Source organism: Dactylosporangium sp. NPDC049742 (assembly GCF_040674675.1).
GTDB classification, from domain to species: Bacteria; Actinomycetota; Actinomycetes; order Mycobacteriales; family Micromonosporaceae; genus Dactylosporangium; species Dactylosporangium maewongense.
In genome coordinates this window covers 82097-92837 of the sequence record NZ_JBFANF010000035.1, presented here as the reverse complement: position 1 = coordinate 92837, position 10741 = coordinate 82097, and the positions used below count along the sequence as shown (strand labels likewise).

The 10741-nt window shown below is 73.8% G+C and carries 10 protein-coding genes; 4 read left to right on the top strand and 6 right to left on the bottom strand.

What is annotated here, in order from left to right:
• Positions 1-253: 253 nt before the first annotated feature.
• Positions 254-1570 carry an FAD-dependent monooxygenase gene (locus AB0J72_RS34925; RefSeq protein WP_363406255.1) on the bottom strand — a complete coding sequence of 439 codons (1317 nt, stop codon included), beginning with the start codon at positions 1568-1570 and terminating at the stop codon, positions 254-256.
• Positions 1571-1628: 58 nt separating this feature from the next.
• The gene (locus AB0J72_RS34920; protein WP_363406252.1) at positions 1629-3077 is read right to left on the bottom strand and encodes a serine/threonine-protein kinase; all 1449 of its coding nucleotides are present in this window, start codon (positions 3075-3077) and stop codon (positions 1629-1631) included.
• A gap of 93 nt (positions 3078-3170) precedes the next feature.
• Here AB0J72_RS34920 and AB0J72_RS34915 point away from each other — a divergent pair, with 93 nt between their 5' ends.
• From AB0J72_RS34915 to AB0J72_RS34900, 4 genes are all read left to right on the top strand, one after another.
• Complete coding sequence (locus AB0J72_RS34915) at positions 3171-4178, top strand: methyl-accepting chemotaxis protein (RefSeq protein ID WP_363406249.1); 1008 nt, start codon at positions 3171-3173, stop codon at positions 4176-4178.
• Positions 4179-4385: 207 nt separating this feature from the next.
• Positions 4386-4532: a hypothetical protein gene (locus AB0J72_RS34910; RefSeq protein ID WP_360564191.1), complete on the top strand. Its 147-nt coding sequence runs from the start codon at positions 4386-4388 to the stop codon at positions 4530-4532.
• A 73-nt stretch (positions 4533-4605) separates the two neighbouring features.
• Positions 4606-5982 (top strand): condensation domain-containing protein, encoded by a 1377-nt coding sequence (locus AB0J72_RS34905; protein ID WP_363406246.1) that lies wholly within the window; start codon positions 4606-4608, stop codon positions 5980-5982.
• A gap of 8 nt (positions 5983-5990) precedes the next feature.
• Positions 5991-7052: a carbohydrate kinase family protein gene (locus AB0J72_RS34900; RefSeq protein WP_363406243.1), complete on the top strand. Its 1062-nt coding sequence runs from the start codon at positions 5991-5993 to the stop codon at positions 7050-7052.
• Here AB0J72_RS34900 and AB0J72_RS34895 read toward each other — a convergent pair.
• The 4 genes from AB0J72_RS34895 to AB0J72_RS34880 all read right to left on the bottom strand — a co-directional run bounded on the left by AB0J72_RS34895 (position 7033) and on the right by AB0J72_RS34880 (position 10728).
• On the bottom strand, positions 7033-7848 hold the full coding sequence (locus AB0J72_RS34895; protein WP_363406240.1) for a hypothetical protein: 816 nt from the start codon (positions 7846-7848) through the stop codon (positions 7033-7035). The genes AB0J72_RS34900 and AB0J72_RS34895 overlap by 20 nt on opposite strands.
• A 71-nt stretch (positions 7849-7919) precedes the next feature.
• The gene (locus AB0J72_RS34890) at positions 7920-9407 is read right to left on the bottom strand and encodes a CotH kinase family protein (RefSeq protein ID WP_363406237.1); all 1488 of its coding nucleotides are present in this window, start codon (positions 9405-9407) and stop codon (positions 7920-7922) included.
• Positions 9407-9925, bottom strand: coding sequence for a DUF4956 domain-containing protein (locus AB0J72_RS34885; RefSeq protein ID WP_363406234.1), 519 nt, complete (start codon positions 9923-9925; stop codon positions 9407-9409). Before AB0J72_RS34885 ends, AB0J72_RS34890 begins: the two co-directional genes overlap by 1 nt.
• A gap of 2 nt (positions 9926-9927) precedes the next feature.
• Positions 9928-10728, bottom strand: a complete 801-nt coding sequence (locus AB0J72_RS34880; RefSeq protein WP_363406231.1) for a polyphosphate polymerase domain-containing protein — start codon at positions 10726-10728, stop codon at positions 9928-9930.
• Positions 10729-10741: the final 13 nt, after the last annotated feature.

Here is a 10741-nt window from a genome sequence, read left to right as displayed (position 1 = left end):
TACGCCGCCATCAACGTCAGCGCCGCCATCAACGCCAGCCGTCAAACGCCGCCATCAACGTCAGCGCCGCCATCAACGCCAGCCGTCAAACGCCGCCATCAACGTCAGCGCCGCCATCAACGCCAGCCGTCAAACGCCGCCGTGAACGCCAGCGTCAGCCGTCAACGTCAAACGCCAGCGTCAACCGTCAACGCCGCCGTGAACGCCAGAGTCAGCGCCGCCGTCAGCGTCAGCGGCGGCGACGCCGACGGCGTCAGTGCCGGCCGAGGAAGACCCGCCGCAGGATCGCCGGGGCGAAGAGGCGCTCCGGCGGCGCGGTCAGGTTCACCGTGCGGTGGAAGGCGACCGCCACCTCCGGCGAGGTCTCCGCCGCGCGCAGCAGTTTCGCGATGTACCAGTTGAAGAACCGGATCTTCGCGGTGCGCCGGCCGGGCACCGCCGGGAACGCGAGGTCGCCGCCGACGGCCATGTCCCACGGCGTGTCGATCACCTTCGCCGCCCTGGCGTAGAAGCGCCTGGGCAGGCCGTCCAGCCCGTCGGCGACCGCGGCCCGCAGCTCCAGAGCCTCGAGCGCGGCGACGGTCATGCCCTGGCCGTAGATCGGGTTGAAGGCGCAGACGGCGTCGCCGAAGGCGAGGAAGCCCTCCGGGTGGCGGGGGATCCGCTCGTACCGCCGGCGCACGCTCGCCGGGACGCGGAACGGCCGCGCCGGCCCGAGCGGCCGGGCGCCGTGCACCACCTCGGCGAGGTCGCCGATCGGCAGGCGGGTCGCGAAGGCGGCGAACCCCGCCTCGTCGGTGGGCGGGAGGTCGTCGCCGAGCCCGGCGAGAGTCAGGATCCAGCGGTCGCCCTCCATCGGCAGCAGCGCCGCGCCGTACGGGTACTCCGGCGTCACCCCGGTCAGCACGCCGAGCATGCCGCTGGCGAGGGGGCGGCGCTCGTACTCGCGGGTGGCGTACACGACGCCGGCCATGACGCTGTCCTGCTCCGGCGGCGCGTAGCCGAGCTCGCCGAGCCAGGTGGTGCCCCGGTTGCCCCGGCCGGTGGCGTCGACGACCAGGTCGGCCCGCACCTCCTCGGTCGCGCCGCCGGGCCCGGCCCCGGCGGGGACGACCCGGGCACCGGTGACGGAGGCCGGGGTGTGCAGCAGGCCGGTGGCTTCGAGGCCGCCGCGGAGGGCGACGTTGGGGAGCTTGCCGACGCGGGCCCGCAGGTAGTCCTCCAGGGCCGGCCGGCTGACGGCCAGGACGACGAGGTCGGAGGCGGCGCGGGCCATCGGGTTCGGGCCGTTGTGCCAGGCGAAGCCCGCCTGGATGTCGACGGTGAGCGCGCCGGCGGCGACGAGCTCGCCGGTGAGGCCGGGGAACAGGTCCTCGAGGACCTCGCGGCCCTTGGCGAAGAGCATGTGCGCGTGCCGGCCCTGCGGGACGCCCTTGCGCGGGCCGGTGCCGGTGAGGTCGTCGCGGTCGATGACGGTCACGGTGCCGAAGGTGTCGCTCAACGCGCGGGCGGCGAGGAGCCCGGCGATGCTGGCGCCGAGGATCACCGCGTGCGTGGAAGGTCTGGTCATCAGACCAGCCGACCATTGATCAGCGACAATTCATAGGTAGATGTACACGCAGCGCGAATCAGCGGGTGCTACGAGTCACATTCATGACAGGTTCGCCGGACGGGCAGGTGAACGTCATCCGGAGCAGGTCGTTGCCGTGGCGGAGCTCGACGAACGCGGTCGCGGCCGGACCGTCCTGGCGGGTCTCCGTCTTGTACGGCCTGGTCACCGTCACGGTCACGATCCGGACCCGCCCGGCGCCGGCGCACGCGGCCTGGACGGTGCCGGCCTCGGTGGTGAACGCGACCGGCGCGGTCCCCTGCGGCGTCGGCCCGGCGGTGCGCGGCGGCGTCGTGCCCCCGGTGGGCGTCGTGGGCCCCGTGGGCGTGGCGGGCCCGGCCGGCGTGGTCGCGGGCGTGCCGCCCCACGGCTGCGGGGGCAGGCCCGGCCCGGGGCCCTGCGAACCGGTCGCGCCGGTCGACGCGGTGCCGCCCGGCCCGGCGCCACCCGGCAGCGTGCCGCGCTGGGCGTCGGGATGCGCGGGGTCGCTGGTGGCCGCGCCGGCGGTGTCGCGCCGTCCGGCGCCGTCCAGCGCGGCCAGGATCCACGGGAAGGCGGCGGCGACGAGCAGGACGAGGGCGGCGAGGGCGAACCGGCGGCCCCGCCCCCCGCGGTCGGACCCGCCGCCACCGGTGGCGGCGGCTTCGACCGGCACGGGGGCGGCCACCGCGCCGGTCGGCGTCGTCCCGGTGGCGGCGGCCGCTGCCAGTACACCGGCGGCGGCGGAAGCGGAGGGGCGGCCGGCCGGATCCTTCGCCAGGCTCGCCATGCACAGCCGGGCGACGGCGTCGGGCACCCCGGGCAGCGGCGGCAGCGGCAGCGGCGGCGTGAAGACGTGGTCGCGGATCAGCTGGGTGGTCGTCTCCGCCGTCCACGGCAGCTCCCCGGACAGGAGCCGGTAGAGCAGCACCCCGAGCGCGTAGACGTCCGACGGCGGCGCGACCTGCCCGGTCAGCCGCTCCGGGGCCAGGTACGCGGGCGTGCCGAGGACGTCGTCGGGCAGCCGCGAGCCGGCGGGCGTGGCGAGGCCGAAGTCGACGAGCTTCGCGCCGGCGGGGGTGACCATGATGTTCGCCGGTTTGACGTCCTGGTGGACGAGCCCGGCCTCGTGCGCGGCGGCGAGCCCGGCGGCGACGCCCGCGCAGACCCGGAACACCTCCGCCGGCGGCATCGGGCCGTCGTCGATGTGCTGCTGGAGGGTCCGGCCCTCGACCAGCTCCATGACCAGGAACGGGAAGCCGTCCTCGCCGAAGTCGTGCACCTGGGCGAGGTTGGGGTGCGACAGCGCGGCGGCGGCGCGCGCCTCCGCCCGGATCCGGCCGTCCTGCCGGTCGTCGTTCAGGTGCAGCACCTTCACCGCGACCGCACGGTGCAGGACCTCGTCACGGGCCCGCCACACCACCGACATGCCGCCCGAGCCGAGCAGCTCCTCGAGGTGATAGCGACCCCCAAGCAGCAGCTCGCCCATCGGGGTCATCCTGCCTCATCGATGCGGGAAGTCCATCACCGGAACCTCTGGTTTCCTCACGTTCCCGGCCGATGGGAGGACCGGGAGGGCATCATGTCCACGTTTCTGATCGTGTTGGGCGGCATCCTGGCCGGCGTCGCGATCGGCTTCGTCGCGGGCCGCCGTGGTGCGGGCGGCGGGGACGAGGCGGCGCGGGTGCTGCGCCGGGCCGCCGCCGGCGACCTCACCGGGCGCGTGCCCGCGGGCGCCTCGCCGCTGGCCGCCGCCGTGAACGGCGCGCTCGACCGGGTCGCCGGCACGGTCCGTGACGTCGCCGCGGCGGCCGCCGCGCTCGGCGCCGCCGGCCGGCAGCTCGGCGGGATCGTCGAGGAGATGCTCACCTCGGCCGAGCAGTCCGTCGCCGCGTCGCAGCGCGTCCTGGAGGCGGCCAAGCACGTGCACACCCAGGTCACCGGCGTCGCCGACGGCGCGCGGCAGCTGGACGCCAGCATCGGCGAGATCTCCCGCAGCAGCGGCGAGGCCGCGACCGTGGCCGCCGACGCCGTCCGGGTCACCGACGCCACCGGCAGGACGATGACCAGGCTCGGCGACTCCTCGTCGGAGATCGGCGCCGTGATCAAGGTCATCACGTCGATCGCGGAGCAGACGAACCTGCTCGCCCTGAACGCCACGATCGAGTCGGCCCGCGCGGGCGCGATGGGCAAGGGCTTCGCCGTCGTCGCCAGCGAGGTCAAGGACCTGGCGCAGGAGACGGCCACCGCGACCGAGGACATCACCCGCCGCATCGCCGCGCTCCAGGCAGACACCACCGGCGCCGTGCAGGCGATCGGCCGGATCACCGACGTCATCGGCCGGGTCAGCGGCTTCCAGACGACGATCGCCCGCGCGGTCGAGCAGCAGAGCAGCACCACCGCGGGCATGTCGGGCGGCATCGGCCGGGCCGCCGGCGGCGCCGCCGAGATCGCCGACACGATGACCGTGGTCGCCGGCAAGCGCAAGGAGGCGCACGCGACGGTGCTGCGCGCGAAGGAGCTCGCCGCGGAGCTCGACCGGCTCACCGCCGGCCTGACGACCACGGTGGCCGCGCTCAAGGTGCCCTAAAAATCATCGATCGGGTGGTGCCGCGGCGGTTCGTGCCCCGTGCCGGGCGGTTCCACTGAGACTGGTGTTACCGGAAGCGAAGCATGCGATCGCACAAGCTCACCGGAAGCGAGACGGCCGGCCCGGGTGGCAGCGGGCCGGCCGGCGCTCGCCCCGCGTGATCATCCGGGGCATCGCGGCGGCCGGCGAACTGGCACACTTGGCGCCATGTCCTCGTTCATGTCCAACCTGACGCTGCACGACCTGACGATGATCGTCGCGGGTGTCGGCGTGTTCGGCGTCCTCCTGATCGTGGTCGGCGTCCTGGGCGTGCGCCGCTCCCGTGCCGCCCGCCGGGCCTCCATCACCCCCTGACCACCCGGGCCATTGACTTCTTCGGATGCGTGCAGAGAATTTCCCTGGGCGGTCCGAGAAAGGGAAATGGCGAATGGGCAGTAGCACACGTCGCATCCTCGTGCCGTTTCACGGTGAGGGGGCCGGGGAGGCCGACCTGACCTGGGCACAGCTGGGGATCTGGCAGACCATGCGGGACACCGGGCTGAGCATGAACATCGGCGGGACCGTGGCGATGCCGCCGGGGACGTCGGTGGAGTCCATGCGGACCCTGCTGCGCTATCTGGTGAGCCGTCACCAGGCGCTGCGCACCAGGCTGCGGTTCGGCGACCCGGTCCGGCAGGTCGTGTCCGAGGCCGGCGAGGTGCCCCTCGACGTCGTCGACGTCGGCACCGACGAGGAGCCGGAGGCCGTCGCCGAGGCGTTGCGGCTGCGGTACGAGGCGGCGCCGTTCGACTACGAGGCCGAGTGGCCCGTGCGGATGGGCGTCGTGTGCCGCGACGGTTCGGTGACGCACGTCGTCGTGCTGTACTGCCACGTCGCCGTGGACGGCTTCGGCATCGACGCGATCGTGCGGGACATGGCCAACCTCGACCCGGCGACCGGCACGACGGCGGCGCCGCTGCCCGGGCTGACGCCGCTGGAGATGGCGGCGAAGCAGGCGACGGCGTCCGGGCGGCGGCAGAGCGACAAGTCGCTGCGGCACTGGGAGCAGATCCTGCGGGCCATCCCCGCGCGGCGGTTCGGCGTCTCCGACGACCCGCAGGAGCCGCGGTACTGGGAGCTCACCCACCGCTCGCCGGCGATGCACCTGGCGATGCAGCTGGTCGCGCACCGCACCGGCGCCGGGGTCGGCTACGTGGTCCTCGCCGCCTACTCGGTCGCCCTGGCCCGGCTCACGGGCCACAACCCGAGCGTCGCGCAGCTGGTGGTGAGCAACCGCTTCCGTCCCGGCTGCGCCGGCTCGGTGAGCCAGCTCGCCCAGCTGAGCATCTGCGCGGTCGACGTGGCCGGCGCGACGTTCGACGAGGTGGTCGGGCGGGCGTGGACGGCGGCGACGAACGCGTACATGCACGGCCACTTCGACCCGCTCGCGTTGACGGCGATGCTGGAGCGGGTCCGCGCGGACCGCGGCGACGTCGACTTCTCGATCATCGTGAACGACCGCCGCACCCGCGACGGCGCGCCGCCGCCCGCGGACGACCTGGCGACCCCGCGGCAGCTGGCCGACGCGGTGCCGCTGTCGACGAGCTGGTGGAACCGGAAGGTCGACGTGCTGGACGCCGAGCTCAACATCAGCGTCGACGCCGCGCCCGGCGCGGTGGACGTCTCGATCTGCGCCGACACGCACCGGCTGTCCCCCGCCGACATCCAGGCGCTCGCCGCGGAGATGGAGCGGGTTACCGTGGAGGCGGCGTTCGACGCCGCGTCGCCGACCCTGGTCGGGGAGCATCAGACTGTGGCCGGCTGAGGAGTCAGGTGGGGTTCAGGTTCGACGTCGTCGGGGTCGGGGCCCTCAACCTCGACTCGATCGCCCCGGTGTCACCCGCCGCGAAGGCGCTGCTGCGGGGCTCCGTCGTCTGGGGCGCGGAGGGCAGGGTCGGCGCGGCGACGGTCGACGCCGCCCTGCGCACGGTGCAGGGCGCGGCGGTCCGGGTCGCCGTCGGCGGGTCCGCCTACAACACGATCAACGCGCTGGCGCACATCGATGCCGGGCTCCGGCTCGGCTACGTCGGCGTCGCCGGCCGGCTGCCGGTGCCGGGCACCCCGCTCGCGGGGCGGCTGCGCGCGCTCGGCGTCGACACGGGGATGCTGCGCGAGGAGCCGCGCGAGCTCAGCGGGGTGTGCCTGTCGCTGGTCGAGGACGGTGAGCGGACGCTGCTGGTCCACCCCGGCGCCAACGACCGCATGGCCGCGCACCTGGAGGTCGAGTTCGAGGCGGTGGTGGAGTACCTGTCGGCGGCCAGGATCGTGCACGTGACGTCGTTCCTGGACCAGCAGACGCCGGTGGTGCTCGCCGCCGTGCTCGCCGCGGTGCGGGAGCGCAGCCCGGAGACGGTGCTGTCGTTCGACCCGGGGCACGTGTGGGCGGCGAGCGGGTCGGCGCCGGTCACCGCGCTCGCCACCCTGGCCGACCACGTGCTGCTCAACGAGCGGGAGCTGCAGGCCCTCGGCACGACCGGCGACGACACGTGGGCCGCGGACCGGATCCTGCGGGTCGGCCGGCCCGGGCGCTTCGTGCACGTCAAGCGCCCCGCCGGCGTCACGACGTTCACGCGGTCGGGGCCGCTGCTGCGGGCCCGCTTCCACCCGCAGCACCCGGTGCCGGTGGAGCGGGTCGTCGACGCGACCGGCGCCGGGGACGTCTACGCCGCCGGGCTCGTCGCGGCGCTGGCCGGCGGCGCCGGCCTGCACGACGGCGTCCGGCTCGGGATGGCGATGACCAGGCACAAGCTGGTGCACCTGGCCGACGCCGGCCACCCGGGGCTGCCGGCCGTCTTCCGCGCGTGGCAGGACGGGGCTACGCCGGATCCGTCCTGATCATCCGCACCAGAGCGCGGATGCCGGTCAGCAGCTCCTGGTGGTCGCTGATGCCGTCGAGGGTGCCCTCGACGCGGCGGGCCATCTGGTCGATGCGGGCCTTGAGCGCCTCGTCGCGGTCGCGGGCGGCGGCCCGGTCGGCGGCCTGCGCGTCCTCCAGGCGGGTCAGGTCGGTGCCCGCCTGCTTGCGCAGCCTGGCCAGGTCGTCGGCGGTGGCCGTCCGGGCCTCGTCGAGCTCCCGCTGCACCCGCTCCACGGCCTCCTTGAGCGACTCCACGGCGGCGTTGAGCGTGACGACGTCGTCGCGGGGGTGGGTGCTCTCCCGGCGCAGCGACGTGATCCGCTCGCGGAGGTGGCCGAAGTATGCGGCGGCCGGCCGCACGAGCGTGGACAGCAGGTAGAACCCGGCGAGGTAGTAGCCGGTCAGCTCGCCGGACACGGCCGCGAAGACCGCGGTGACGGCGGCGGTGGCGAGGTGCCCGCCGATCGCGAAGCGCAGCATCCACCGCGCGATCCGCCTGGCCTCGTCGTCGCGGGCCGGCGGGACCGCGATGCCCCGGGCGCGGGAGACCTCGTGCTCGGCGGTGACGTGCCGGGCGTCGAAGTACAGGTTCCACGGCCAGGTGACGAGCACGACCGTCCACATGAGGGCGGCGAGCCCGGCGCCGACGGTGAGCAGCGTCCGCAGGGACACGCCGGCGACCTTGCCGAGCCAGGCGAACAGCAGCGCGGCCGCGGCACCGACCACGACCGTCGCCCACCACCTGGCCATGCTGGCACCACGATAGGAGCTCATGCCGACAGTGTTCCGCCTGTCGCTCCTGTACGGCACCGTGCCGCTACTCACGTGCCGGCAGGTACGCGTACTCAGCCCGTGACGACCGGGTCCTCGGCGAGGCTCTGGGTGCGGGCCACGAGCAGGGTCCGCAGCCGTTCGGCGTCCGACGCGGTGATGGCCGGGTCGCCGCCGGCGACGGTGCCGAGCACCTTGACGATCGAGTCCAGTGTGGACAGTGCCTGCGCGCCCGCGTAGAGGCGGCGGTACAGGTCGCGGTAGGCCCGCTCGTACACCACCTTGAACGCGGGGCTGGTCAGCGCCCGCTCCTTGAGCCGGTGGCCGCCCAGTCGCCCGCCCGTCCGGCCGGCGTCGAACGGGCCCTGGCCGGCGGCGCCGCTGAACGTGAGGTTGTGGTCCCAGGCGACGACGCGGAACCGGCCGGTCGCGGGGTCCAGCCACAGGTAGTAGTTGCGCCCGGGGCCGGCCATGTCGTCGAAGTTGAGCAGGAGGTTCTGCAGCGCGACGTACCGGGCGAACGCGGCGACGTCGACGTGGTCGCCGAGGTCCCGGTCGAAGTCGGCGTCGCTCGCGGTGCCCACCCAGCGGATGAGGTCGATGACCGGCTGGAGGTCCTGGCTGCCCTTGCCGGTGACCTGCTTGAAGTCGTCCTGGTAGGCGGTGGGGTCGTCGCCCTGGTCGGTGAACTGGCTGGTGCTGAGCGCCTTGTACAGCGCGCCGCCGGCGAACCGCGCCTCCGGGAGCTCGACGAGCAGGCGGGCGGTGGTGGGGCGGTCGTTCACCGTGAAGCTGCTGTACGCGTAGCGCTGCGCCGGCTCCCCCACCGACCCGAGCAGGTCCAGGGCGAGGGCCTCGTTGAGCACCGTGGATCCGCCGCCCATGCCGGCGACCCGGACCGCGATCTCCTTGTGCCCCTGGAAGCGGCGGCCGTCGACGTACGTGTCGAAATTGATCAGCCAGGGCAGGGTCTCGGGCTGCTCCGCCTTGAGCGTGGCCCGCCCGCCCATCGGCCCGCCGCCGCCCATCGGGGCGGGCATCTGCCCGCCCGGCGGGCGCCCACCCTGGAACTGACCGCCGCCGGGGAACGCGTCGCCGCCCGGGAACGCGCCGCCGCCCGGGAACGCGCCGCCGCCGGGACGGAAGCCGCCCGGGCGGGTCTGACCGTTTCTGGTCAGGCCGCCGAGCGTCGAGTTGCCCTTCAGGCGGATCCCGACGCTCGGCACCAGGACGCCGTCGACCACGAGGTCCGCCTCGAGGTACTCCTTCTCCCCCTCGTCGAAGTACGCGTCGAGGACGCGCTGGTAGTCCGCGTCGCGGAAGGTGAGCCTCAGGGTGTGCGCGACGGTCGCGTCGAACAGGTCGCGGCGGCCTTCGACGTTCACCGACCCCCTGTCCCCCGCCTGGTCGCCCGCCGCCGCGCCGGGGCTGGTGACGAACGGCCGGACCCGGTCCGTGCCGAAGACCAGCGTCAGCACGGCCAGAAACGCGGCGCAGGCCGCCAGCAGCTTCCAGTACTGGCGCACCCGCACCGGGATCCGCCGGACCAGCCGCCGGCGCATCAGAGGTCCGTCTGGTCGTAACCGGTCAGGACGGTGACGCGCTGCCCGGCGGTGCGTTCGCTGAGCGCGGCGACGAGGTCGGTGGGCTCCTTGCCCTTGGCGAGCCGGACCGTGTACATCAGCTCGGTGAGCGCACCGCCGCGGATCGACTCCATGCTGACCAGCTCGAACTCGCTGGTGAGCCGGATCAGCACGTCGCGGACGCGCTCGGCGTAGTCGCCGTCGGGCGGGACCTGGACCTTCACCACCTGCCGCTGGACGTTGAGCGCGAACCAGTTGAAGCGGTACATGACGGTGATGATCAGGCAGATCGCGACGGTCGCGACGATCGCCAGGGTGTAGAAACGGGTGCCGGCGGCCATGCCGACGCCCATGACGAGGAAGATGAACCCGACGTCGCGGGTCTCCTTGATGGCGTTGCGGAAGATGATCGCGCTGAGCACGAACGACAGCGACAGCGCGGCGGCGATGTCACCGACGCTGAACGTGCCCGACAGGTCCTGAACATCGAATGGCATCGTCACTCACCTACGTCGTCGCGGACATGGAAGATCGAGCGGGGGGCGCGGCCGAACGCCTCGACGCTCTGGCAGTACTTGGACACCCGCGCCACGGACAGGTTGGTGCGGGCGGCGAGGTCGGTCATCCAGTACGGGACGCGGTCGTTGGCCTTCACCTCGAGGATCGAGCGGGACGCCGGCACGACGAGCCGGTTCTGCGCGTCGGCGCCGAGGTGGAAGTCGCGGTCGCGGCCGCGGATCCGGTGGTCGAGGGTGACGCGCAGGCCGACGTCGGCGTCCCGGCCGACGAACGCCTCCCGCTGGTAACCGGTCACGGTCACCGGCCGCAGGTCCAGGCCGGACACGAGGCCGAGGACCTCCTCCAGGAAGGCGCGCTGGGCGCCGTCGTGCGCCACCATCGTGCGCTCGTCGCAGAGGCGGCGGGCCGTCCCGTACGGCAGCGGCACCCGCCGCTTCTGCGTGACCCGGTTGACCCGCTGCTTGATCTCGACGTAGACCGTCGTGTCGTCGGTGACGGCGAACCGGTCGCCGTAGTGCCGCAGCCGCAGCTTCCGGCGGAACCGCAGCCCCTCGATCTTCTCCCAGTAGAACCGCAGGCCGGGGGTGTCGTAGTAGACGCTCCAGACGCCGTAGCCGTCGGCGCCGGCGTGACTGTCGGCGTCCAGGCGGCGCGCGAACTCCTCGCGCAACGCCGGCACGAGCGCGGCGTCCACGAGGTACTTGATCTCGTAGCGGTTGAACGCGTGCAGCCGGCTCGGCGCCCGCAGCGCGTGCCCCGCCTGGTCGAAGCTCAGTCGCACGCAGGTGAGCGCA